Below are 25,090 nucleotides of genomic sequence, written 5' to 3'. Positions count from 1 at the left end.
GAAGCTTAGTCGGTGGTTTCGGCCGGCCAGTCGCGAATGTACGCTTTCAGCATCTGGTTTTCAAAGCTTTGCGCTTCGAGCACGGCGCGCGCCACGTCGTAGAAGGAAATGACGCCCAGCAAGGTCTTGGCATTCATGACGGGCAGGTAGCGCGCGTGCTTTTCCAGCATGATGCGGCGCACTTCGTTGACTTCCGTATCCGGGGTCACGGTGATCGGGTGGTCATCCATGTGCTTGCGCACGGTGCCGCCGCCGATCTGGCCCGCGTTTTCATGCAAGGCGTTCAACACTTCACGGAAGGTCAGCATGCCGACCAGGTCGCCAAATTCCATGACCACCAGCGAACCGATGTCTTTTTCAGCCATGGTATTGGCCGCGTCAAGCAGGGGCTGGTCAGGCGTGACCGTGTAGAGAATATTGCCCTTGACTTGGAGAATTTCAGATACTTTCATATTGGCCGTCCTGTCCGCGTGATTGGTATTTTAGTTATTCTAAGCCCTTACTGCGACTGTAGCCTATGCCTGCGGAAAAATCCAGCCTTGCGCGCAATCAAATCGGGGCGGATTGCGCGCCACATTCCATTACGCGCGGCGGCGGAACCACCCGGCAATCGAGAGGCGCTCGCGCGCCGTCGGCAGCACTTCGTGCAGCATCTCGCCCGACATGAACATGGCCATGCGGCCCGCCTGCGGCAAGATATCCACCTGAGCGCCATCCTGCGGGTGCAGGCGCAGCGCGCCGCCATGTTCGGGCAGCCAGTCGTCGTTCAGGTACAGCACGACGGACACGGTGCGCTTGTCGTCGTCGCGGAAACGGTCCAGATGGGCCCGGTAAAAGGCGCCCGGCGCATACAGGGCGAAATGGCTTTCATACTCTTCCAGCCCCAGGAACAGCTCGCGGTTGAGCACGCGGCGCAGCGCTTCCATGTGTGCCAGGTAGCGGTCGCACGCTTCTGAACGACCCGTTTCCAGCCATTCAATATGGTCGCCGCGGATGTCCGGCTGCAGCAGCGGCGCATGGCCGCTGCCCACGCCGGCGCCCTTCATCTTGCCGCTGAGCATGGATTGCACGCATTCGGCGGCCAGCTGGCGGCTCAGTTCAGGGGAGATGAAATGCTCTTGCATGAGCCAGCCTGCCTGGCACAGGCCGTCGACGATAGAGGGTCCGGGTACGGCAAGGGAGCCGTCGAACGATATTGCGGGCATAAAATCTTTCCTGGTGGACATGCATGAGAGTGCGCCTGAAGCCCAGGATTTCGTTCGCTTGCAACTGTTTCCCTGCGGCGCGGCGCACGCGCACAGCTAAGACAGCCCGAATATCGCTGATACGATATCGTACCACCGCCGCACCACGCCGGTCACTTTTTTTACACTGCCGGTTACACGCGAGCTGAGCCTGACCGTCCGCCAGCACGGCGCCATGCGCCCTGCACAGCAGCCCTTTTGCTCAGCTGCAAATCAGGTTACGATCTTGCCACTATAAAACTTGGCGGAGACACCATGAGCGGCCCGAAATACCCCGGTTTCGATACCTTATCCCTGCATGCGGGCGCCGCGCCCGACCCGGCCACGGGCGCGCGCGCCACGCCCATCCATTTCACGTCCTCGTTTGCCTTCAAGAGTTCGGACCATGCGGCCTCGCTGTTCAATATGGAACGGGCCGGCCACGTCTACTCGCGCATCTCGAATCCCACCAACGCCGTGCTGGAAGAGCGCATCGCCGCCCTCGAAGGGGGCGTGGCCGGCATCGCCACGGCCAGCGGCCAGGCCGCCATGCACCTGGGTTTGTCCACCATCGCCGGCGCCGGCTCGCACATCGTTGCCTCGCGCGCCCTGTACGGCGGCTCGCACAACCTGCTGGCGTATACATTAAAACGCTTCGGCATCGAGACGACCTTCGTCGACCCGCGCGACGTGGATGCCTGGCGCGCCGCCATCCGCCCGAATACCAAAGTGCTGTTCGCGGAAACCCTGGGCAATCCCGGCCTCGACGTGCTCGATATCCCGACCATTGCCGCCCTGGCGCACGAACACCAGCTGCCGCTGATGCTCGATTCGACGTTCACCACGCCGTATTTGCTGCGCCCCTTCGAGCATGGCGCCGACCTGGTGTTCCACTCGGCCACCAAGTTTTTATGCGGCCATGGCACGGCCATCGGCGGCTTGCTCGTCGACGGCGGCACTTTTGATTGGCAGGCGGCCTACGACCAGACGGGCCGTTTCGCCGAATTGTGCGAACCATATGACGGCTTTCACGGCATGGTCTTCGCCGAGGAATCGACGGTGGCGCCGTTCGCCCTGCGCGCGCGGCGCGAAGGCTTGCGCGACTTCGGCGCCGTCATGAGCCCGCACAACGCCTTCGCCATCCTGCAGGGCATCGAAACCCTCGGCTTGCGCATGGACCGCCACGTGGCCAATACGCGCAAGGTCATCGATTTCCTGCTGGCCAATCCGGCCGTGGAATCCGTGTCCTACCCGGAACTGCCGTCGCATCCCGATTACGAGCTGGCGAAAACCCTGCTGCCGAAGGGCGCGGGCGGCGTCTTCACCTTCCGCCTGCGCGGCGACCGCGCGGCGGGCCAGCGCTTTGTCGACAGCCTGAAGATCTTCTCGCACCTGGCCAACGTGGGCGACGCCAAGTCGCTCGTCATCCACCCCGCCTCCACCACGCACTTCCGCGTGCCCGACGATCAACTGGCGCAGGCGGGCATCACGCAGGGCACCATGCGCCTGTCGGTGGGCCTGGAAGACGCCGACGATTTGATCGAAGACCTGGCCCGTGGCCTGAAACTGTCGCAGAAAGGCGCCTGAGATGCTGCTCACCATCGACAATACCGTCGCCTACTGCTACACGGGCGGCAAAGCGTTTGACCCCGATCAACCTACGGCCGTCTTCATCCACGGCGCGCAAAACGACCATTCCGTGTGGGCCCTGCAGACGCGTTATTTTGCGCACCACGGCTGGAACGTGCTGGCCGTCGACTTGCCGGGCCACGGCCGCAGCGGCGGCGCGGCGAAAACCAAGGTCGAGGAACTGGCGCGCTGGATCCTCGCCGTGCTGGACGCCGCCGGCGCACCCAGGGCCATGCTGATCGGCCACAGCATGGGATCATTGATCGCGCTGGAAGCGGCATTCCTGGCGCCGGATCGCGTCAGCCACCTGGCCATGCTCGGCTCCACCTACCCGATGAAAGTCTCGCCGGCGCTGCTGGAAACGTCGCTCAACGATGAACAGGCGGCCATCGACATGGTCAATATCTGGTCGCACTCGTCGATCGCGCAAAAGCCGTCGTTCCCGGGCCCCGGCTTCTACGCCATGGGCGGCGCGCGGCGCCTGAAACAGCGCATCGCCGCCCTCAACCCCGATCACGTGTTTCACACGGATTTTTATGCCTGCAATGCCTACGCGAACGGCGAAATCGCCGCCGCTTCGGTACACTGCCCCACTTTATTCATTGTCGGCGCGCGCGACATGATGACGCCGCCCAAATCGACCCGCTTGCTGACGTCTGCCATCGCGCATGGCAAGGTGGTGCAGGTCGACAGCGGGCACGAATTGATGGCCGAGCAGCCCGACGCCGTGCTCGATGCGCTGTTTGCGTTTGCCCAAACGGCAGCGGCATGAACGCTTTTTTTAGGATAGATGCACATGTTGTTGAATACCCTGCACGATGAATTGACTGGCCGCGGCAGCGGCACGGAAGCGGAGCGGCACGAACGCTATAAATGGCTGGAGCAGCTGCGTTTCAATAACCCGCAAGCGGAAGAAGGCGGCCCGATGGCCGGCATTCCGTACTACCAATGGTGCCGGCTGCCGCAAGCGCTGGTCGTCGCGGGCCAGCACACGGACCTGCTGGTCGGCACCACGAGCGCCCTGTACCTGGTCTTCGAGGGCCGCCACGCGGCAGCCTTCGCGGCGGAACTGGGCCTGCAATACGACGCCAACAACCGCATCGACCGCCCCGGCAGCCTCGACGAGTTGCTCGAGGCCTATGAAGAGCAGGCCGACGGCAGCTGGGCCATCCTGCCGAATGAAACGCCAGCGCCTCCGCTGGCGGGCTGGGACGACGTGTACTTCCGCGTGCGCGACCTGAGCGACGGCAAGGCCATCCAGAGCGTGACCACCATCGCCTACGAAAGCAGCCGCTTCCCCGGCTACACCCTGCTGGGCACGACCATGGTGGGCGTCGGCGCTATCGCCCACGACGACGAGACGGCGACATATCTGCAACAGATCTTCGCCGACTGGGCCATCCAGCGCGATTGCGCGGCCGCTTGCCCGCCTTCGTCCGCGCCCTGGCCCCACGTGCCGCGTCAGGCGCCGCCCCTGCCTTCCGGCACCCCGTTCGATTTTGCGCGCAACCTGGCCTATCTTGACACCCTGCTGGCCGCCTACGAACGCGCGCAGGGGCAGGCGGAAATCGATGGCGGCGATAGCGCCTACTGGGCATGCGCCGCCGCCAGCACGGCTTACCAGGCATTCTCGCTGCGCTACACGGCAGGCCTGCCCTTGCCGGCAGTGGAAACGGCGCTGGAAGCGGCCATTGCCGCCTGCGAAACGGCGCGCGCGGCCCTGGCCGCCGCCTACGATGACGATGCCCTGCCCGCCTTTGATTTCGAACAGTTGACGGATTACGCGCGTACCCTGCAATTGCTGGGCGCCGCCCTGCTGTTCGGCCGCCACGACCTGGCCGCCCGCCTGGCCGCCCTGCAGACGGCCTTCGACGGCGAAGACGGCGTGTACGAAGCGCTGCTGGCGACCATCGACCCGACGCGACCCGCCGTCGACGAATGGTATTTCGCCGAGCCCTATTCGGCCCTTTTCGAGTGCCTGGACGCGGACGATCCCGCGCAACAGCTGGAACACCTGCGGCACTACCTGGCCAGCTGGCATGGCGCGCTGGTGCACGAAGACTGGTTCAATGGCCATTTGCGCGCGCAGGGACTGGGCGGCTATTACGGCCTGTGGTCCTTCGAGGCGGCCGCCGTGGCCAAACACCTTGGCCTGGAACGCAGCGCGCTGGCGCATTGGCTCATGCCGCCCACACCCTGAGCACACCCCTTATTCTTTCAGATAGCATTCATGATCAACACTGCAGCCCTGTTCAGCACCGCATTTTTACCCGGCCAGGCCGGTTTCGACACCGACGCCATCACGGGCCTGGCCGAATGGCGGCTGGACGTCCCTGCGCTGTTCAAGCTGCTCATCGGCGCCGGCACGCAAGCCGTCGCCTGGCCCATCTACGGCGATGGCGAGGATTGCGCCTGCGTGCTGGCCGCGCCGATGGCGCAGGCGCAGGCCAGCTGGCAAGCGTTGTCCGCGCTGATGGACAAGCCGCGCGACGCCGCGTCCATCGTCGCGCGCAGTGCCATCAGCGCCCTGCTGGCCGGTGGCCAGCCATGGCTGATCCTCGATTGCGTGCAGCTGATCGCGCACGATATCGGCACGCCGGAATACGCCGCCGCGCTCGACGCCCTGCGCGCCGAGGCGCAAGCCCTGCATCTTGCCCTGCTGCGTGGCGACAGGGAATCCCTGGCGCCCCTGCTGGCCGCCGGCGCCGCATCGCCCGCCACCGGCTCCTGGTCGGCCACGGCCAGCGCGCAGCTGGCCGATGTCGAGGAACTCGATGCGGAAGATGTACCGTTCCTGCAAGGCCTGGAAGTGGTGGGATGGGAGGAAGACGCGCTGTGCTATGAAGTGAGCTCCGGCGGCGAACCGGACGTCGCCGGCCTGGTCACGCCCTATGGCCGCTGGATCGTGCCGCTGTCGCAGCGCTATGTCGACCTGGGCGTTTACTACGCGGACGATGGCTGGATCACCTTTGCCACGGCGGACGCCCCCGATGCGCACGGCGTGCTGGACCTGAACGGCACGGTGGTCCTGCCGCCTTCCCCCGGCGCCCTGTATGTGATCAGCCCCCATCTGGTACAGAGAATCGCACCGGACGGCGCCAGCAGCCTGCTGCGCCTGCCCGACGGCGCGCTGCTCATCGACAGAGTGGACAATATGTGCCAGCGCGACGATGGCTTGATCGACATCGAACGCCAGACAGACCAGACAGACGATGACGACCAGCGAAATGTGCACGGCGTGGTCGACAAGATGGGCAAGGTGGTGGTGCCGCCGGCCTACAGCTCCGTGCAGGATTTCGGCACGAAGAAAAAAATCGCCATCGTCAGCCAGCGCATCGCCGGGCGCTTCCTGTTTGGCCTGGTCAATAGCCAGGGCGAACTGCTGGCGCCATGCCAGTACGAGGCCATCGATAGCGCCACCACCTCGTCGCCGCCCAAGCTGCGCAAGAACCTGATCTTCGCCATCGATGCGCAGGGCCTCGCGTGCATGTTGACGCTGGACGGCAAGCAGGCGTTTACGCCGCTGTATCCGCCCGCCCACCATCTGCGCGGCGTGGCTGTGCAAAGCGACTTTTTATATGTCGTCAACGATGGCATGGCCTGGAGCATGGATTTCACGGGCAAGTTGCTGGAACAGTTCGACACCGTGGAGAACTTCAAGGCAGCCATCACGGCGCAATTGAGCGAGTCCATCGGCCTGGGCAAGAAAAAGCCCGCCAGGCGCCGCAGCTTCACGCCGGCGCAGATCCTGGCGAAGGCCGACCGCGAGCAGTTGCGCGCCCTGGCCGCCCTGCTCCTGCTGGGCGACGCGGCACTGGCCGCGCGCTGCGTGGACATCACGCTGGAAGAACTGGCGGAAGACGACCCGGAAGAGGAATACGACGGCGATACACCCGAAGCGGCGTGTTTCTTCCTGCTCTGGTCCACGGCTGCCGATGCGCTGGGCCACGGCACCACCCTGGACTGGAAATCCGTCGATGAAGTGCCGCGCATCGCCCGGCATATCGGCCTACGCGCGCTGCGCGATTTTTCCTGGACGGAGCGCGAAGACGGCGACGCCATGGCCGAAGGCCTGGCCGCCATCGCCGCCCACCTGGCGCCCCATCAGCTGCGCCTGGTGAACCTGCACGGCGGCGAAGACACGTACTATCTGGGCGTGGTGCGCGCACAGGATGCGGCCGCGTTCAGCAAGGTGGCGCTGCAGGCGGTCTTGCGGCCCGTGCTGCTGTGACGGCTTGCCGGCCCGTCTGCTGATATCGCACCCGGTCGGCAACATGGAGCGCCGTTGCTGGCCGGGTGCATCTTTACTTGACGGAACGATCGAACAGCGTCTTGTCAAAACGCAGGGTAATGACTTCGGTATCGTCCGGCTTGCCTGGCTTGCGGCCGTCTTCACCGGGGTAGTTCGTGTCAATTGCCACGACTAGCGTGTGGGCATCGAGGACTTCAACGCTCTCCACCGAGTCGAAAGGCATGCTGAACTTACCCACAGGCATATTGCTCGCCTGCCCGCCGATGCCTTTGGGGTCGGAGATGTTCAGCAAGTCCACCAGCAGCGTTTTCTTGAGGGCGCCATCAGCATCTTTCTCCTTCAGGTCGACCAGGTACAGGCGCTTGATCACGGCCTTGGCACCCCAGAAGCCATCGCGTTCGATCAGCACGAACTTGCTGCCGCCGACATTGGTCATGTCGCCGATCACGACGCCATTATCCTTGGCCGCGCCATCCTTGCGGTACACGAGGTTCTTGCCCGTATAGCGCATGGCGGCGGGGTCGAACTCGAAGATGTTCAGGTAGCGTTCATCCGCGGCAACGGGCCGCAGCGACGGGTCGCTTGGCGCCGCTTCCGGCACCGCGTAGAGCAGGCTGCGGTCGGCGTTATAGGCCAGGCTTTCGAAGCCGCGGCTGCCTGACAGGGTGATGCTGGCGCCCTTGCCCAGCACTTCCGGATTGGCCGGGCTGCGCAGGAAGGGATGGGGAACGGGATCGCCCATGAGCGTGCCGTTTTTGTCGAAGTGCAGGATATACGGGCCGAACTCCTCGCCCACGAACCAGGTGCCATCGGCGGCGCGCGCGAGCGATTCAATGTCGAAGTCAAAACCGGTCAGCAGGCGGCCCGCGCGAATGCGCGCATCGACGGCGATACCGCTGTCGGAAAAGACCAGCCCGCCGGAGGTGTTGCTTGGGTAGTTGACATAGTCGGCCGTGATTTTCAGGTCGATGCCCTTGCCGTCGTTTAAGAAACCCCTGGCGTCGTTGAAGGCGAGAAAACTGTTGATCTTGATGCTGCCCGGCGTCTTGCTGGCGTCTGCGTCCGTGCGGAAGTTGATGCTGGCGTTATACAGGCCGAGCACGAAATCGGCCGAATTGCCCTTGGCGCCGTAGCCATTGTCGGCCATGGCAGTCCAGCTGCCGTCGTCATTCCTCAGCAGAGCGGAGAAGCCCGGAATCGGCACGCCATTGGCAAACGGCGGGCTGACGCCAAGCGCCGCGGCCGTGAACTGTCCGGAAACCGGCGCCGGCCAGCGCGCCGTGTCAGGCAACGCTGCCCAGCCGACCAGCTGGTGCGGCAGTCCCTCCCCCTCCTTGGGCACCGCGTCGGGAGCCACAGAGGAACTGCCGCCGCAGGCGGCCAGCATGCCGCTGACCATCACGATGGCCAGGCCGCGGCACAAATTCAAACCGCTCAAATGACAACGCATATTTGCTTCCTCTACAAGATGAATGGAGAGGAAAGCTTACCGGCCTTCGGTGACCAGTTTATGACATGCGTCCCTAGCGCGCGAGGCGGATGCCGGCAGGAAGCGCACCGCCCGGGCCCGTCAATTGCAGCGCACTTCCCCGAAATGCTGCGCCAGACTCAGGCCCAGTCCCTGCTCCACGGCGTTTTCCACCTGCGCGGCCAGCGCGGCTGCCTCTTCCGCCGCCTTGATGTCGCGCTCGTTGGTGGAACCGGCCGGGTAGCCGGAGTTCACGCGCATGCCGCCGAAGACGAACAGGCGGTAGACGTCGGCCAGGCTGATGCGGTTGACGTTGCCCAGCAAGACCCAGTGGTCGGAACTGTCGGCCACGCGCTTGCCCCACTGTACCCGCACGGCGCCATCCACGTTGACTCGTCCCACCCAGCCCTGCTGCACCATCTTGTCGAGCAGGGTTTCCATCTCTTCGAAGCCCAGGCGCGTGCTGCGGCGGATCTCGGCCGCGCCCACCAGGGCCGAATCGGCGCAGTGGCACGCCTGGTGCAGCACTTTCAGGATGGCGACGGCGTCGACGAATTCGCTGCCCGGCGCCGCCTCGTACCACCAGCGCTCGTATTTCACGACGGGCAAGGCGGCCACCAGCAAGGCCCCCACCAGGGTGATCATCCAGCTCAGGTATATCCACACGAGGAACAGCGGCAAGGCGGCCAGTGCGCCATAGATGCGCGAATAGGTGGGAAATTCCTGGATGAATTCGCCGAAGCCGCGCTTGGCCACCTCGAACGCCAGCGCCGCCAGCAAGCCGCCCCAGGCCGCGTCGCGCCAGTCCACGTCGCGGTTCGGCACGGCGATGTACAGCAGGGTAAACGCCAGCATGGTCAGGCCGATCGACACCAGCGTGTAAAACACGGCGCCGATGAACGGCACGGCGCCCACCACGCCGCTGGTGGCCATGAAGAGGCGCGAGGTCACCGTCAGCGACACGCCCACCAGCAGCGGCCCCAGGGTGACGATGGCCCAGTAGACGAGCAAACGCTTGGTCCAGCGGCGCTCCTGGCGCACGCGCCAGATGCGGTTGAAGACGCGCTCGATCAAGCCCATCATGCCCACCGAGGTGACGATCAGGGCGCCCGCACCGATGGCCGACAATCGCGTCGCCTTCGAGGCAAACGTCGTCAGGTAGTCGAGGATGGTGTTCGAGATGCCCTTGGGCATCACGCTTTGCACGAAATAGTCTTCCAGCGCGTGGCGGAAGGTATTAAACAGGGGGAAGGTGGTGAAGATGGCCAGGGCCAGCGTGAGCAGGGGCACCAGCGCGAACACGGTGGCGAACGTCAGGCTGCCGGCCACTTGCGGCAGGCTTTCCTCGCGCACGCGGCGGCGCGCGAACTGCAGCAGGTCGCGCGTTTCGGACCACGTCAGGCCGCGCACGACGTCCAGCCCCATACTCAGGGTGCGCCACAGGTATTGGAAGAACGGGAATATATATTTTGAAAACATGTGCAAAATCAGAACGGCGCCATGACAGCAGTCGTATCAGGCTGTAAAGCGCCCTATAATACCAATGATGAAGCCAACCAATCTGATTATTCTCGTATTGTTTTATTCACGCCATGGCGCCACGCGCCAGTTGGCCGAGCTGATAGCCCAGGGAGTGGAAAGCGTGCCTGGCTGCGATGCGCGCCTGCGCACCGTGCCCGCCGTCTCCACCGTAACGGAAGCGACGGCGCCCGAGGTGCCGCTGGACGGCGCGCCCTACGTGGAACTGGACGACTTGCAGGAATGCGCGGGCCTGGCCCTGGGCTCGCCCACGCGCTTCGGCAACATGGCCGCCGCCATGAAGTACTTCTGGGATGGCACGGCCAGCGACTGGCTGGCCGGCAGCCTGTCCGGCAAGCCCGCCTGCGTGTTCACGTCCACGGGCAGTCTGCACGGCGGCCAGGAATCGACCCTGCTGTCGATGATGATTCCCCTCTTCCACCACGGCATGCTGGTCATGGGCTTGCCCTACACGCATCCGGAACTGATGACCACCTCCACGGGCGGCTCGCCGTATGGCGCCACGCACTGGTCGGGCATAGACGGCGACAAGGCCTTGAGCGACGATGAAAAACGCCTGGCCATCGCCCTGGGCCGGCGCCTGGCGGAAAACGCCGCGAAACTGGCAGGCGCATGATGCACGGCACACTGCACAAGTATTTTCACTGGGGCGCCATCGCCAGCCTCGTCACCCTGATCGTCTGGTGTCTGCTGTGGGAAACCGTCGTCGCGCCGCTGCAGCCGGGCGGCTCCTGGGTCGTGCTGAAGGCGGCTCCCCTGCTCATTCCCCTGTACGGCGTCATCAAGCGCGACGTCTACACCCTGCAATGGTCGTCGATGGTGATCCTGCTGTACTTTACGGAAGGCGTGGTGCGCGGGTACAGCGACACGAACCCCACCTCGGCCCTGATGGCCTGGGGCGAAGCGGCCATCGTCTGCGTCTATTTTGTCTGCGCCGTGCTGTATCTGCGCCCGTATAAAAAGGCGGCCAAGCGCATGGCCAAAGAGCTTCTGGAAAAAGTGAATAAAGTGAGCATCAAGAAATGACTGGTCAAACCGATTTCCTCGCCGCCTGCCGCGACCTGCTGGGCGACGCCTATGTACTCACCCTGGACGCCGACATGGCGCCCTTCCTCACCGACTGGCGCGACCGTTTTACGGGCAAGGCCCTGGCCGTGCTGCGCCCCGCCACCGTGGAGCAGGTGGCCGCAATCCTGCGCGCCTGCGCGCAATGGCAGGTGCCCGTCGTGCCGCAGGGCGGCAATACGGGCCTGGTGCTGGGCAGCATTCCCGACGCCGCCGGCACGGCCGTCGTGCTGTCGCTGGCGCGCCTGAACGCCATCCGCGCGCTCGACCCCGTCAACCGCACCATCACGGTCGATGCCGGCTGCATCCTGCAAACCATCCAGGAAGCGGCCAGTGCCGCCGGCTGTCTGTTCCCCCTGTCGCTGGCGGCCGAAGGCAGCTGCACCATCGGGGGGAATCTGGCCACCAACGCGGGCGGCACGGCGGTGCTGCGCTACGGGAACACGCGCGAGCTGTGCCTGGGCCTGGAAGTGGTCACGCCGCAGGGCGAGATCTGGAGCGGCTTGCGCGGCCTGCGCAAGGACAATACCGGCTACGATTTGCGCGACCTGTACATCGGCGCCGAGGGCACCCTGGGGGTCATTACCGGCGCGGTCATGAAACTGTATCCGCAGCCGAAGGCCTGCATCACGGCGCTGGCCGCCATGCCCTCGCCCGCCCACGCCCTGCGCTTGTTAAGCCTGATGCAGGACCATTGCGGCGCCAGCCTGACGGGTTTTGAGCTGATGTCGCAATACTGTTTGCAACTGGTGGCGCAGCAGTTCCCCCAGCTGCCGCGGCCTTTCGCTGACGCGCACGGGCAGTCGCATGGGCAATATGTGTTGCTGGAACTGTCCAGCAGCCAGTCCGAGGCGCATGCCGTGGAATTGCTCGAAGCGAGCATCGGCGCGGCCCTGGAAGACGAGTTGATCGAAGACGCCGTCGTCGCCAGCTCCGTGGCGCAGTCCGAAGGCCTGTGGCAGCTGCGCGAACATATTCCGCTGGCGCAGGCGCAGGCGGGCAAGAACATCAAACACGATATCTCGCTGCCCATTTCCTGCATCGCCGACTTCATCGCCGTCACGGATGCGGCCCTTGCGTCAGCCTTCCCCGGCTGCCAGCTCGTGTGCTTCGGCCACCTGGGCGACGGCAACCTGCATTACAACGTGGCGCCGCCAGCCGGCATGACGGACCGGGATTTCCTGGCCAACCAGGATGCCATCAACCGCATCGTGCACGACCAGGTCCACGGCTTTGGCGGCTCGATATCGGCCGAGCACGGCATCGGCGCACTGAAAAAGGCGGATCTGGCGCACTACAAGTCGCCGCTGGAACTGCAGCTGATGCGCGCCGTGAAGCAGGCGCTGGACCCGCAAAACATCATGAATCCGGGGAAGATATTGTGAAGCCATCGTCTCTCCTGCTCTGCGCCATGGCCTTGCTGGCCGGTTCCGCCAGCGCGCAGGACGTCTACAAATGCGTGCAGGATGGCCAGACCAGCTATAGCGCCACGCCCTGCACGGGCGGCCAGCTGCAGATCCTGGAAGTTCCCTCGCCTCCGCCCGCCGTCGACAAGGGCGCGGCCACGCGTCAGGAACGGGTGGCCAGCCAGATGGAAGCGGCGCGCAAGAAGCGCGAAAACCTGGAAGACCAGGCGCGCGAACGGGCCGCCAAACAGAAGGAAATGCACGAGAAGCATTGCGCCCAGCTACGGCTGGAACAAAAATGGGCGGCGCAGGACGCCGTCGGCGCGGGTGATAAAACCCGCAATGCGGCGCAACTGAAAGCGCGGCGCGCCGGCGAGCGCCTGGCCGTTGAATGTCTGAATTGAGTGCGCCGGCAGCCAATCCCGCAGGTATGCGCCTGTTGTCGCGCTGGCTGCTGCTGGGCGAATGGCGCGCGCATCCCGTGCGCGCCTTCGTCGCCATCCTCGCCATCGCCATCGGCGTGTCGCTGGGCTTTGCCATCCATTTGATCAACGCGGCCGCCTTCAATGAATTTTCCACGGCCGTCAAAAGCCTGTCCGGCCAGGCCGACGTGCAAGTGGCCGGGCGCGAAGCGCTGTTCGACGAAGCCGTCTACCCGTGGCTGGCGCAGCGCGACGGCGTGGCCGTTGCCTCCCCCGTGCTGGAACTGCAAGCCGGCGTGAGTGGCAAGAAGGACGGCGGCCCGCTGCACATCCTGGCGCTCGACGTCTTCCGCGCCGGCTTCATCTCGCCCGACCTGATCGGCGCGCCGGCCGAAGGCCAGCCTTTCGACACCCTGGCCGACGACGCCATCTTTTTATCGCCTGCCGCCTTGCGCTGGCTCGACGTCGCCGAAGGCGGCCAGGTCGCGCTGCAATCGGGCACGGGCACGGTGTCCCTGCGCGTGGCCGGTTCGCTGCAGCGCGCGCGCGCCGGCCAGCGCATCGCCGTGATGGATATCGGCGCGGCGCAATGGCGCTTCAACAAGCTGGGCAAGCTGTCGCGCATCGACCTGAAACTGCGCCAGGGCGTCAACCGCGACGCCTTCCAGGCTGCGTTGAGCAGCGCGCTGGAAGCGCAGTACCCGGGGCGCTTCCACGTGGGCCAGCCCAACGACGAGAACCAGAATAGCCGCAACAATAACCTCAGCCGCGCCTACCGCGTCAACCTGACGGTGCTGGCCCTGGTCGCCCTGTTTACGGGCGCGTTCCTCGTGTTTTCCACGCAGGCCCTGTCCGTCATCCGCCGCCGCGGCCAGTTCGCGCTGCTGCGCGTGCTGGGCATGGAGCGCAGGCCATTGCTGCGCCAGGTGCTGCTGGAAGGCGCCAGCCTCGGTATCGTCGGCGCGGCGCTGGGCATCGCCGGCGGCTATGCCATGGCCGCCGTGGCCCTGCGCTTTTTCGGCGGCGACCTGGGTGCCGGCTATTTCGCGGGCGTGCAGCCGCAGGTGCAGTTCACGCCCGTCGCCGCTTTCGTGTATTTCGCGCTGGGCCTCGGTGTGGCCTTGCTGGGCTGCGCGGCGCCCGCGCTGGAAGCGGCGCGCGCGGCCCCCGCCATCGCCTTGAAATCGGGCAGCGAGGAAGTCGTGACGACGCGCCTGGCCAAGACCTGGCCAGCGCTGGCGTGTCTGCTGCTGGCCGGCGCCTTGACGTTTTTGCCGCCCGTGTTCGAACTGCCCCTGTTCGGCTACCTGTCCATCGCCCTGCTGCTGATCGGCGCCATCGCCCTGATGCCGCAGCTGGCGGCCGTCGTCTTCCGCGCCCTGCAAGCCGCCTGGCTGCGCACGGAAACGAGCAAGCATGCGCCCGTGCGCAGCCTGACCGTGGCCCGCCTGGCGAACGCCTCGGGCCAGGCCGGCATTGCGCTCGGCGGCGTGCTGTCGAGCTTTAGCCTGATGGTGGCGATGGCGATCATGGTGTCGAGTTTCCGCGTTTCCGTCGACGACTGGCTGCTGCAGATCCTGCCGGCCGACGTGTACACGCGCCCGGCGGCCAGCGGCGGCACGGCGGGCCTGAGCCCGCGCGAGCAGGCCGCCATCCTCGCCCTGCCCGGCGTGGCCAGGGTGGATTTCCAACGCCTGCGCTCGCTGTCGCTGGCGCCGGACCGCCCGAATGTCATGCTGCTGGCGCGCCCCATCAACTTGCGGGACCCTGGCAAGAGCATGGTACTGGTGGGCGACACCCTGCCCGTGCCGGCAGGCAGCCGGCCCGTGTGGCTGTCCGAAGCGGCGGCCGACCTGTACAACGTCAAGCCTGGCCAGCAGATCGCGCTGCCGCTGGCGGGCGGCCTGCACAAGTTCTTCGTCGCCGGCATCTGGCGCGACTATGCACGCTCGTCCGGCGCCATCCACATGCCGCTCGATGACTACCGCGCCCTGACGGGCGACATGGACGTCAGCGATGCGGCCCTGTGGCTGGCCAAAAACACCACGGGCGAGCAGTTGCAGCAGCGCCTGAAAGCCCTGCCTTTCGGCGCCAGCCTCGAAGTGTCGAACCCGTCGGCCATCCGCGCCCTGAGCCTGCAGATATTTGACCGCAGCTTCGCCGTCACGTATTTATTGGAAGCCATCGCCATCGTCATCGGCCTGTTCGGCGTGGCCGCCACGTTCTCGGCCCAGACCCTGGCGCGCGCGCGCGAATTCGGCATGCTGCGCCACGTGGGCGTGACGCGCGGCCAGATCCTGTCCATCCTGGCGCTCGAGGGCGGCGCGCTGACGGCGCTGGGCATCGCCACCGGTTTTGTGTTGGGCCTGTTGATCAGCTTTGTGCTGGTCTTCATCGTCAATCCGCAATCGTTCCACTGGACCATGCAGCTGCACCTGCCGTGGTCCTTGATCGCCACTGTGGCCGGCGCCCTGCTGACGGCCGCCGCCCTCACTGCCCTCATCGCGGGGCGCCAGGCGCTGTCCGCTGGCCCCATCCGCGCCGTCAGGGAGGACTGGTAATGCGCCGTTTGACTTGTTTATTGTTGTTTTGCAGCGCCGCCGCCATCGCCGCGCCGCCCGCCTTTGCCCCCGTCACGCCGCTGCCGGCCGGCCAGACCCTGCGCATGCCGCACGATTTCGGCGCCCATCCCGCCTATAAAACGGAATGGTGGTACGCCACGGGATGGGTAAAAACCGCCGGCGGCGAGCAGCTGGGCTACCAGGTGACCTTCTTTCGCAGCGCCACGTCCGCCGACGCGGACAACCCCAGCGCCTTCGCGCCGAAACAGCTGATCATCGGCCATGCGGCCCTGTCCGACCCGAAAGTGGGCAAGCTGCTGCACGACGAGAAAAGCGCGCGCGAGGGTTTTGGCCTGGCCTACGCCAAGGTCGGCGACACGGACGTCAAACTCGACGACTGGCGCATGCGGCGGCAAGCGGACGGCACTTACCAGGTCAGCCTGGCCGCGCGCGATTTTAATTTGCAGCTGGTCCTGGCGCCCACGCAGCCCGTGCTGCTGCAGGGCGTTGGCGGCTATTCGCGCAAGGGCGCGCGGCCCGCGCAATCGAGTTACTACTACAGCGAGCCGCAGCTGCGTACCACGGGCACCATCGCCCGCGCGGGCGGCAAGCCGGAAGCGGTGACGGGCGCCACCTGGCTCGATCACGAGTGGTCGAGCCAGGTGCTTGATGCGGACGCCAGCGGCTGGAACTGGATAGGCGCCAACCTCGCTGACGGCGGCGCCCTGATGGCCTTCCAGATCCGCAGCAAGACAGGTGCTAAACTATGGGCGCACGCGACATGGCGCGATGCGTCCGGTAAGATGACGCAGTACGCGCCCGGCGACGTCGATTTCACGCCTACGCAGCTGTGGCGCTCGCCCCGCACGCAGGCCGAATACCCGGTCGCCACCGAGATCCGCACGGGCGCCACGCGCTGGCAGATCAAGCCCTTGCAAGCCGACCAGGAGCTCGATTCGCGCCGCTCGACGGGGGCCGTGTACTGGGAAGGCGCCGTGACGGTGGAGCGCGACGGCCAGCCCGTGGGCCGCGCCTACCTGGAAATGACGGGCTATGTCCAGCCGATGAAGTTGTAAGCAATGCATAAAATGCCGGGGTCAGACCCATCGGGTCTGACCCCGGACAAGCAAAAAAGTAAATCAAAGCGAAAAACAATGACAACCAGCACAGAAACAGGCAGCACCAGCAAAGCAACCGCCGCAAGTACCGCACCGACTCCCGACACCGGCAGCAGCCGCGAACTGAAAAAAGGCAGCCTGGCCGCCTTCAAGGGCTTGATGCCCTTTCTGACGCCGTACCGCAAGCAGTTCTTCCTGGCCGGTATCGCGCTGGTGGTGGCCGCCGCCTCGACCCTGGCCATTCCAGCCGCCTTCAAGCAGATGATCGACCTCGGTTTCGGCGGCGCGGCCGGCTCGAAAAGCATCCAGCACGTCGACCTGGTCTTCCTCGCCCTGTTCGGCGTGGCGTCCATCCTGGCGCTGGCCACGGCGGCGCGCTTTTACACGGTGTCGTGGCTGGGCGAGCGCGTCACGGCCGACATCCGCAGCGCCGTGTACCGCCACGTCGTCACGCAAAGCCCGGAATTCTTTGAGACCACGCAGACGGGCGAAGTCCTGTCGCGCATCACCACCGACACGACCTTGATCCAGGCCGTCGTCGGCACCAGCATCTCGATGGCGCTGCGCAATGTGCTGCTGTTCCTGGGCGGCCTGGTGATGCTGTTCGTCACCAGCGCCAAGCTGGCCGGCATCATCATCGGCCTCTTGATTCTCGTCGTCGTGCCCATCATCGTGTTTGGCCGCAAGGTGCGCAAGCTGTCGCGCGATTCGCAGGACCGCATCGCCGACGCGTCGGCCATGGCCGGCGAAATCCTCAACGCCATGCCCACCGTGCAGGCGTTTACGCACGAGAAAATCGAATCGAAACGCTTTGGCGACTCCGTCGAAGGCGCCTTCATGACGGCCATGCGCCGCATCCGCGCCCGCGCCCTCTTGACCATGATCGCAATTTTGCTGGTCTTCGGCACCATCGTGTTCGTCCTGTGGCTGGGCGCGCGCGCCGTGCTGGAAGGCGCGATGACGGGCGGCGACCTGGGCCAGTTCATCCTGTACGCTTCCATCGTGGCCGGCGCCATCGGCGCCCTGTCCGAAGTCATGGGCGAAGCGCAGCGCGCCGCCGGTGCCACCGAGCGCCTGCTGGAACTGATGGCCGTCAAATCGGAAATCGAGTCGCCTGCCACGCCGCTGCCGCTGCCGGCGCGCGCCGCGAACGGCGCTTCGCTGTCGCTGGACGACGTCATGTTCTCGTATCCGTCGCGCCCCGATACCCACGCCCTGAACCACGTCAGCCTCGACATCCGCGCCGGCGAAACGGTGGCCGTCGTTGGCCCGTCGGGCGCCGGCAAGACCACGCTGTTCCAGCTGTTCCTGCGCTTCTATGACCCGCAAAGCGGCAGCATCCGCCTCGACGGCGTCGACATCAAGCAGCTCGATCTGCACACCCTGCGCGACGCCATCGGCATCGTGCCGCAGGATACGGTGATCTTCTCGGCCGACGCCATGGAAAACATCCGCTATGGCCGCGCCGGCGCCAGCGACGACGACGTCATCGCCGCCGCGAAGATGGCGGCCGCCCACGAATTCATCGAACGCCTGCCGAACGGCTACAAATCCTTCCTCGGCGAACGGGGCGTGCGCCTGTCCGGCGGCCAGCGCCAGCGCATCGCCATCGCCCGCGCCCTGCTGAAAAACCCGCCGCTGCTGCTGCTCGACGAAGCGACCAGCGCGCTCGACGCGGAATCGGAACGCCTGGTGCAAAAGGCGCTGGAGGCGGCCATGGTGGGCCGCACCACCGTCATCATCGCGCACCGCCTGGCCACCGTGCAGCGGGCCGACCGCATCATCGTCATGGAAGACGGCAGGATCGTCGAGACGGGCACGCATGCGTCGCTGGTGGCGCTCGGAGGCATCTACGCGAATCTTGCCGCACTGCAATTCCATCACGTACAGCTCAATCCAGCGGAATAATCATGAACGCACTTTTCCACGCCAACCTGGGCATCACCGATTTCTGGACCTTTTTGCTGGGGACCATCTTCATCGTCATCCTGCCCGGTCCCAACTCCATGTACGTGCTGTCGGTCGCCGCCCAGCGCGGCGTGCGGCCCGCCTACCAGGGCGCCTTCGGCATCTTCGCCGGCGACCTGATTCTGATGGTGCTGTCGGCCTGCGGCGTCGCTTCGCTGCTGAAAGCCAGCCCGGCCCTGTTCTACGTCGTGAAATACATCGGCGCGGCCTACCTGGGCTGGATCGGCCTGCAGATGCTGATAGGCTGCTGGCGCAAGCTGCGCGCCCCCGCGCCCGCTGAAGGCGAAGCGGCAGCCGTGCCGCCCCCCGTCAAGGAAAGCGACCCGTTCCGCAAGGCGCTGATCATCAGCCTGATGAACCCGAAAGCGATTTTGTTCTTCATCTCGTTTTTCATCCAGTTCGTCGACCCGGCCTTTGCAAAGCCCGTGCTGTCCTTCATCGGCCTGGGCCTGATCTGCCAGGTGATCAGCTTTACCTACCTGACGGCCATCATCTTTGTCGGCGCGCGGCTGGCCGAGACCTTCCGCCGCCGTCGCCGCCTGTCGGCCGGCATGGGCGGCGGCGTGGGCGCCATGTTCATCGGCTTTGGCGCGAAACTGGCCACGGCCACCCTGTAAGGAAAACACCGTGAACGAGCTTGAACTGCGCCAGCGCTGCCATACCATCCTGCCGGGCCACCGCCAGCCCACGCCAGCGGCCACCTTCGCCGCCATGGCCGCCTGGTGCGATGCCAACGATGTTGCACACGATACCTATGGCGAAGGCGCGCTGATCGAACAGTTCGAGAACAAGATCGCCGGCCTGCTCGGCTTCGAGGCGGCCGTATTCTGCATCACGGGCACCATGACGCAAGTCACGGCCCTGCGCCTGGCCTGCCAGGACCGGGGCTCGCGCCTCGTCGCGCTGCACCCGACATCGCACATCCTGCGCCACGAACGGGGCAACCATGAATTGCTCGACCACTTCAAGGGCTTGATGCTGGGCGACCCGCACCGCCCGTGGACGGCGGACGACCTGCGCGCCGTGCCCGATGCGCTGGGCGCCGCGCAGGTCGAACTGCCGATGCGCGAGATCGGCGGCCAGTGCCCGTCGTGGGAAGAGTTGAGCCAGATCAAACGGCACTGCCGCGAACGCAATATCCATCTGCACATGGATGGCGCGCGCCTGTGGGAAGCGCAAGCCGGTTTTGGCCAGTCCCTGCCCGCCATCTGCGACGGTTTTGATTCCGTCTACGTGTCGCTGTACAAGGGCATCGGCGGCCTCGGCGGCGCCATGCTGGCCGGCAGCCGCCCGTTTGTCGAGCGTGCGCGCGCGTGGTTCCACCGCCAGGGCGGCAACATCGTGCACCGCACGCCCTACGTGGTGGCCGCCGCCATGCAGTTCGACGCGCGCCTCGCCGCCATGCCCCGCTATTTTGCGCGCACGCAGTGGCTGTACGCGCTGCTGCGCGATTTTCCATCGATCGCCGTCAACCCCGCCCAGCCGCAGGCCAACATGCTGCACCTGCACCTGCCCGTATCGCGCGAACGGGTCATCGCCATCCGCAACCAGGTGGCCGAAGACCACGGCATCTGGCTGTTCGGCCGCGCCAGCCACGCGGCCCTGCCCGGGCACAGCGTGGTGGAGTGGTATGTGGGCGACAACTTGCTGGAACTGCCCGACGACACCGTACGGCTGGCCTTGACCCTGCTGGATCAGGCCATGCGTAACAAGGCACCATCGGCGTAGGTCGGGGTAGGTCGGGTTAGCGCACAGCGCGTAACCCGACAAGACCACAGCCACAGCCAACAATACCGTCGGATTACGCGCGGCTTCGCCACGCTAATCCGACCTACCCCCTACCGCGCCCAACAGCGCACCACCGCTGGGGTCTGCCAAAAAAAAAGCGCCCGAAGGCGCTTTTTTCATTCATGGCGGCCGGGTCGGCCGCCACTACCTGCTTAGAACTTGTAGTTATAAGCGAGACCGATCAACTGCATGCGGGTCTTGAACAGGCCCTTGGTGGTTTCACCGTTGCCGGTGCAGCCCGTCTTGACCGGCGAGCAGTCGTTTGTGTAGTTGACGTCAGCATCCTTGAAGTCGATATAGCTGTAAGCCAGGTCGATCGAGGAATTGGCGTTCAGCTTCCAGTTCGCGCCGATCGAATACTGCATGCGGTCGCTGTCCGGCAAGGCCGGGTGGCGCAATTCGGCGCTGCGGACCGGCGCCTGGTCGTGGGCGATACCGGCGCGCAGCATCAGGCTTTCGCTGTACTTGTAGTTGGTGCCCAGCGACACGCGGTAGGTGTCTTTCCAGTTCTGGCGAATGCGCTCGGCGCCTTCGGCCGTCGGCGGGAACTGGATATCCAGGTTCTGCAGGCGCGAAGTGCGGGTCCAGGTGACGTCGCCCATCAAGGCCCATTTATCATCCATCTGATGGAAGGCGTTGACCGACAGGGTTTCCGGCGTGCGCAATTCCACCAGCGCTTCCGAATTGACCTTGTTCGATGCCTTGGCGATGAAGGCGTTCACGGCCGGATTGCTCGTCACTTGCGAGAAGTCCCAGATGGTGCTGCCCTTGAGCTTGTGCGAAATCGACGAGCGGTAAGCGATACCGAAACGCGTGCCTTCGTTCAGCTGGTACAGGTAGCCCAGGTTGAAGCCGAAGCCCCAGTCATGGCCATCCATCGAGGCATGGCCATCCTTGATCGGGCCCTGCAGCGCGGCGCCCGCAGCTTGCGCCGCAGCCAGACCCTGCGTCTTGGCGATATTGGCCAGGAAGGCCTGCGATGCGCTAGGGGCAAACTTGCCCAGGAAAGCAACCGAACCCGGCACGTCCACGCCCTGGCCCAGTTCCGCCTTCATGTATTCGGCCGTCACGCCGAAACCGAACGAGTGGTGCTGGTCCAGCTTGAACGACACGGAAGGATTCAGGGCGATGGCTTCGAGCTTGATATTGGTGATCGCGTAGCGGCCATACCAGTCGTTGCCGTAGTCAAGCTTGGCGCCATACGGCACGAACAGGCCAGCGCCGACGGTCCACTGCTCATTGATTTTCTTGCTGGCATACAGCGCTGGCGCGAACACGGCATCCGGCGCATAGTCCTTGGTTGCCGCGTAAGGCGTGCGGTTGCCCGGGAAGAAAGGCTTGGAGCCCGAATCCGTGTAGGTCGAATGCGGTACCACCAGGGTGCCGCCGCCCACGAATTGCGTGCCTTCCAGGCGCGCCATGCCGGCCGGGTTATAGAAAATGGTCGACGCGTCGGCCGCTTCGGCGCCGCTGGCATCGGCCGTGCCCTGGGCGGAAACGCTTTGCGAGCCGAAACGGTAGCCCGATGCCTGGGCGGTGGAAGCGAAGCCGGCGCATGCGACGGCGATGAGGAGGGGCAGATATTTATGTTTCAAGTTAGTCTCTCTTTATTATATGAAGTGTCTTCGTCACATTGTCCCGGGTAGCTCAACCTCACCCGTCCTGCACTGTTCTTGCCGCCGTGAACTCCAATTCACTGACGGCATGAGCGAAGCATATAATATTTTTTAGAAAAAAGCGAACGTTCGCTCTTTTTATGAAACAGCGTTGTTTTCCATGCCAATCACGACGCACTACAGCGCCGGCGCCGGGGCTGGAAGCGGTATCAGGAAGCGCTGATGCATCAGTGCCAGCATCTGTTCGGCCGGCACGGGACGCGAGATGAAATAGCCCTGCACTTCATTGCATTGCAGCGCGCGCAGGATGTCGAGCTGCTCGCGCGTCTCCACGCCTTCGGCCACCACGCTCATGCCCAGCGCATGGGCCATCGACAGGATGGCGCGCACGAAGACCTCGCCCTGCTCCGAGCGGCCCAGCTCCATGGTGAAGGCGCGGTCGATCTTCAAGCCATCCATGGCGAACTTCTGCAGCTGCGACAGCGAGGAATAGCCGGTGCCGAAATCGTCGACCAGCAGGCGCACGCCCAGCGCGCGGATGGCCGACAGCTGCTCCACGGCGCGGTTCTGCTCATCCATCATGGCCGATTCCGTGATCTCCACCTCGATCAGGCGCGCGTCGATGCGGTGGCGCGTCAGCGCGGACGCCAGCACCTGGTGCACGTCGCCGCGGCCGAACTGGCGCGCCGACACGTTGATCGACACGGGCACCAGTTCCAGCCCGCTGGCCTGCCAGCGCGCCATCTGCAGGCATACCTTCTCGATGACGACTTCGCCCAGCTGCGAAATGAGGCCGCTGCTCTCGGCCACGGGGATGAATTCCAGCGGCGGCACCATGCCATGCTGCGGATGGTGCCAGCGCACCAACGCCTCCATGCTGCACAGCTGTCCGCTCATGGCGTCGACGCGCGGCTGGTAGACGACGAGGAACTGGTCCTGCTCCAGCGCCGCCACCAGGCTTTGCTCCAGTTCGCGGCGGTTGCGGATGGTTTCGAACAATTCGGGCTGGAAGAAGCGGTGATGGCCCTTGCCCGCCACTTTCACGGCGTACATGGCGATATCGGCGTTCTTCAGCAGCACTTCCGTCTCGGCCCCATCGCGCGGATACAGGCTGATGCCGATCGAGGCCCCCATCTTGTGGCGTTCGCTGCCCAGGTAAAACGGTTCGTCAAAGGCGATGGCGATGCGCTGCGCCACCTGCTCGGCGCGGCTGTCGTCCTCCACGGGGTCGAGCACGACAACGAATTCGTCGCCGCCCAGGCGCACGACGTGGTCGCCCGGCCGCAGCACGGCCTTCAGGCGCAGGGAGGCGGCGCGCAGCACTTTATCTCCCTCGGCGTGGCCCTGCGTATCGTTGATATCCTTGAAGCCGTCCAGGTCGATGAACAGCAGCGCCAGCATGCGCCGCGCGATGGCGGCGCGGCCCAGGGCGCCGGGCAGGAATTGCTGCAGCCAGTATCGGTTGGGCAAGCCCGTCAAGCCGTCCTCGTTGGCCAGGCGGCGCAAGTCGCGCTCGTGCTCCTTGGCCGTGCTGATGTCTTGCAGAGTGACGGCCAGGCGGTCGCCGCTGCGCACCAGGCGCCGGCGTATCCAGCGCAGCTTGAAAGGATTGCCTTCCGGCAGCTCGATCTCTTCCTCGGAGAAGCCGGACTCCATGGCGGCCCGGTAATTGTGGATCAGGTCGCGGAAATACGGCTCATGGGCGCGCGACTGCAGGCGCATGCCCAGCAATTGTTCGCGCCGCACGCCGAAGTAGCCGGCGCCCGGCTCGTTGCAGTCGACCATCTCGAAATCGAGGATGCTGCCATCGGCGCCGCGCAGGGCGGCGATGATATAAAAGCCGTCGCTCGTGCCTTCGGTGGCCATGCGGTAGGCATTGCGCACGCCTTCGGACTGGTGGTGGCGCCACGCCAGGCGCAGCGACAGCACCGTGGCGACGGCGGCAAAGGCCAGCAGCAGCACGGTGACGGCCCGCGCGATGCCGATATAGATGGTGCGCGTTTCCTCGTAGGGGTGCAGCATTTCGCCGTCCGACAGGCCGACCACGGCCGCAAACGGATAGGCTTTCAGCGCCTGCCAGCCCACATAACGGCTTTGCTTGTCGGAAAAAGCGATCCGGCCGCCCGAATGCAGGGCGCCGCTCTCCGTTTCCAGGAAACTGGTGTCGAGGAATGGCGTACCCTGTGCGCTCTGGGCCGGCAACACGCGCGCACCGAGACGCGTGCTGAACAGCTCGCCCTCTTCCCCCACCATGGCGGACATGCCGAACTTGCCGAAATTGACACTGTTGTAGAATTCGGAAAAATAGCTGGAGTGGATGGAGATCAGCAGCACGCCGTCGAAATTGCCATCCACGTCTTCCAGCCGGCGCGTGAAATGCACGAGGCTTTCGTCGGCGCCCGGGGGTGCCGCCGCTTCGCTGGCGGCATTGGCCTTTCCCAGCGCGATGCGCAGCGCGCTGGAATTGCTGCGCCAGTGGCGCAGCAGGAAATCGCTGCGCTCGTTGACGCGCAGGCGCTGCAGCGGCGCCGTGGCCGTCACGGGATGACCCTTGCGGTCGAGAATGGCGACGATGGCAAATTGCGGCAAGGCATACATGCCCTGCGTCTTCAATTGGTCGAGACGCAACTGGCCGCGCGAATTTTCCCATTCATACTTGAGCTGCAAGGTCAGCTGGTCCATCTGCTCCAGGGTGCGCAGCAGATACTGGCTGTAGGCTTTCGACAACGAGGAAACGCTGTCGAGCGCCTGCTGCTGCGCCACCTTTTTTTCCGCCTCCAGCTGCAGCAAGGTGGCCGTCCACAGCACCGCGCACAGGACCAGCCCCAGCAAGGGCCAAGCCAGGATCAGGCGCAGATTGGCCTTGAAAAAATCGGCCCTGCTCATCTCCACTACGGCGCCGTTATTATTATTTACAAATTGTCGCAAGAACATGGTGCAGCGTCTGCCGTTTCTGTGTATTTCTTCAAGGACACACAAATTACCACAGAGTCATGTTTACAGGTAAGCCGGCCGCGTAATTATGTATGCGGCCC

Annotated in this window: 19 protein-coding genes; 13 read left to right on the top strand and 6 right to left on the bottom strand. The window is 65.0% G+C overall.

Annotation, left to right across the window (positions count from 1 at the left end):
- Positions 1-5 precede the first annotated feature (5 nt).
- Positions 6-452 carry a CBS domain-containing protein gene (locus OX462_RS12020; protein WP_010398828.1) on the bottom strand — a complete coding sequence of 149 codons (447 nt, stop codon included), beginning with the start codon at positions 450-452 and terminating at the stop codon, positions 6-8.
- 129 nt (positions 453-581) lie between these two features.
- Positions 582-1,205 carry a 2OG-Fe(II) oxygenase gene (locus OX462_RS12015; RefSeq protein WP_070313254.1) on the bottom strand — a complete coding sequence of 208 codons (624 nt, stop codon included), beginning with the start codon at positions 1,203-1,205 and terminating at the stop codon, positions 582-584.
- A 294-nt stretch (positions 1,206-1,499) separates the two neighbouring features.
- On the opposite strand from OX462_RS12015, the gene OX462_RS12010 reads away from it, so the two are divergent.
- The 4 genes from OX462_RS12010 to OX462_RS11995 are packed head-to-tail and all read left to right on the top strand — an operon-like array spanning position 1,500 to position 7,083.
- Complete coding sequence (locus tag OX462_RS12010) at positions 1,500-2,810, top strand: O-acetylhomoserine aminocarboxypropyltransferase (RefSeq protein WP_409028496.1); 1,311 nt, start codon at positions 1,500-1,502, stop codon at positions 2,808-2,810.
- A gap of 1 nt (position 2,811) precedes the next feature.
- Positions 2,812-3,624 carry an alpha/beta fold hydrolase gene (locus tag OX462_RS12005; protein ID WP_409028495.1) on the top strand — a complete coding sequence of 271 codons (813 nt, stop codon included), beginning with the start codon at positions 2,812-2,814 and terminating at the stop codon, positions 3,622-3,624.
- A gap of 24 nt (positions 3,625-3,648) precedes the next feature.
- Entirely contained in the window at positions 3,649-5,052 is a 1,404-nt protein-coding gene (locus OX462_RS12000; RefSeq protein WP_409028494.1) for a PoNe immunity protein domain-containing protein, read from the top strand.
- Positions 5,053-5,082: 30 nt separating this feature from the next.
- Complete coding sequence (locus tag OX462_RS11995; RefSeq protein WP_409028493.1) at positions 5,083-7,083, top strand: DUF6630 family protein; 2,001 nt, start codon at positions 5,083-5,085, stop codon at positions 7,081-7,083.
- 73 nt (positions 7,084-7,156) lie between these two features.
- Here OX462_RS11995 and OX462_RS11990 read toward each other — a convergent pair whose 3' ends face one another.
- Both OX462_RS11990 and OX462_RS11985 read right to left on the bottom strand, forming a co-directional pair.
- Positions 7,157-8,554, bottom strand: coding sequence for an esterase-like activity of phytase family protein (locus OX462_RS11990; RefSeq protein ID WP_409028492.1), 1,398 nt, complete (start codon positions 8,552-8,554; stop codon positions 7,157-7,159).
- Positions 8,555-8,674: 120 nt separating this feature from the next.
- Complete coding sequence (locus tag OX462_RS11985; RefSeq protein WP_227741983.1) at positions 8,675-10,051, bottom strand: YihY family inner membrane protein; 1,377 nt, start codon at positions 10,049-10,051, stop codon at positions 8,675-8,677.
- Between the two features lie 67 nt (positions 10,052-10,118).
- Between OX462_RS11985 and wrbA the strand changes: the two genes are divergently transcribed.
- The 9 genes from wrbA to OX462_RS11940 all read left to right on the top strand — a co-directional run bounded on the left by wrbA (position 10,119) and on the right by OX462_RS11940 (position 20,379).
- Positions 10,119-10,727, top strand: a complete 609-nt coding sequence (gene wrbA / locus OX462_RS11980) for an NAD(P)H:quinone oxidoreductase (protein WP_099410250.1) — start codon at positions 10,119-10,121, stop codon at positions 10,725-10,727.
- Positions 10,727-11,137: a DUF2069 domain-containing protein gene (locus tag OX462_RS11975; RefSeq protein WP_070224481.1), complete on the top strand. Its 411-nt coding sequence runs from the start codon at positions 10,727-10,729 to the stop codon at positions 11,135-11,137. The genes wrbA and OX462_RS11975 overlap by 1 nt, the downstream gene beginning before the upstream one ends.
- Positions 11,134-12,561: an FAD-binding oxidoreductase gene (locus OX462_RS11970; RefSeq protein WP_409028491.1), complete on the top strand. Its 1,428-nt coding sequence runs from the start codon at positions 11,134-11,136 to the stop codon at positions 12,559-12,561. Before OX462_RS11975 ends, OX462_RS11970 begins: the two co-directional genes overlap by 4 nt.
- Entirely contained in the window at positions 12,558-12,986 is a 429-nt protein-coding gene (locus tag OX462_RS11965) for a DUF4124 domain-containing protein (protein WP_083287885.1), read from the top strand. The genes OX462_RS11970 and OX462_RS11965 overlap by 4 nt, the downstream gene beginning before the upstream one ends.
- Positions 12,974-15,565 (top strand): FtsX-like permease family protein, encoded by a 2,592-nt coding sequence (locus OX462_RS11960; protein WP_409028490.1) that lies wholly within the window; start codon positions 12,974-12,976, stop codon positions 15,563-15,565. The genes OX462_RS11965 and OX462_RS11960 overlap by 13 nt, the downstream gene beginning before the upstream one ends.
- The gene (locus OX462_RS11955) at positions 15,565-16,641 is read left to right on the top strand and encodes a lipocalin-like domain-containing protein (RefSeq protein ID WP_070224439.1); all 1,077 of its coding nucleotides are present in this window, start codon (positions 15,565-15,567) and stop codon (positions 16,639-16,641) included. Before OX462_RS11960 ends, OX462_RS11955 begins: the two co-directional genes overlap by 1 nt.
- 78 nt (positions 16,642-16,719) lie before the next feature.
- Positions 16,720-18,591, top strand: coding sequence for an ABC transporter transmembrane domain-containing protein (locus tag OX462_RS11950; protein WP_409028489.1), 1,872 nt, complete (start codon positions 16,720-16,722; stop codon positions 18,589-18,591).
- Between the two features lie 2 nt (positions 18,592-18,593).
- Positions 18,594-19,268: a leucine efflux protein LeuE gene (gene leuE / locus OX462_RS11945; RefSeq protein WP_070224441.1), complete on the top strand. Its 675-nt coding sequence runs from the start codon at positions 18,594-18,596 to the stop codon at positions 19,266-19,268.
- A gap of 10 nt (positions 19,269-19,278) precedes the next feature.
- The gene (locus tag OX462_RS11940) at positions 19,279-20,379 is read left to right on the top strand and encodes a threonine aldolase family protein (RefSeq protein WP_409028488.1); all 1,101 of its coding nucleotides are present in this window, start codon (positions 19,279-19,281) and stop codon (positions 20,377-20,379) included.
- A gap of 212 nt (positions 20,380-20,591) precedes the next feature.
- On the opposite strand, the gene OX462_RS11935 is transcribed toward OX462_RS11940, so the two are convergent.
- Both OX462_RS11935 and OX462_RS11930 read right to left on the bottom strand, forming a co-directional pair.
- Positions 20,592-22,034: an OmpP1/FadL family transporter gene (locus OX462_RS11935; protein WP_070224443.1), complete on the bottom strand. Its 1,443-nt coding sequence runs from the start codon at positions 22,032-22,034 to the stop codon at positions 20,592-20,594.
- A gap of 198 nt (positions 22,035-22,232) precedes the next feature.
- Positions 22,233-24,941 carry a bifunctional diguanylate cyclase/phosphodiesterase gene (locus tag OX462_RS11930; protein WP_409028487.1) on the bottom strand — a complete coding sequence of 903 codons (2,709 nt, stop codon included), beginning with the start codon at positions 24,939-24,941 and terminating at the stop codon, positions 22,233-22,235.
- Positions 24,942-25,090: the final 149 nt, after the last annotated feature.

This window comes from Janthinobacterium aestuarii, from assembly GCF_046113285.1.
Classification (GTDB): Bacteria; Pseudomonadota; Gammaproteobacteria; order Burkholderiales; family Burkholderiaceae_D; genus Janthinobacterium.
This window is presented reverse-complemented; position numbering and strand designations above follow the sequence as displayed.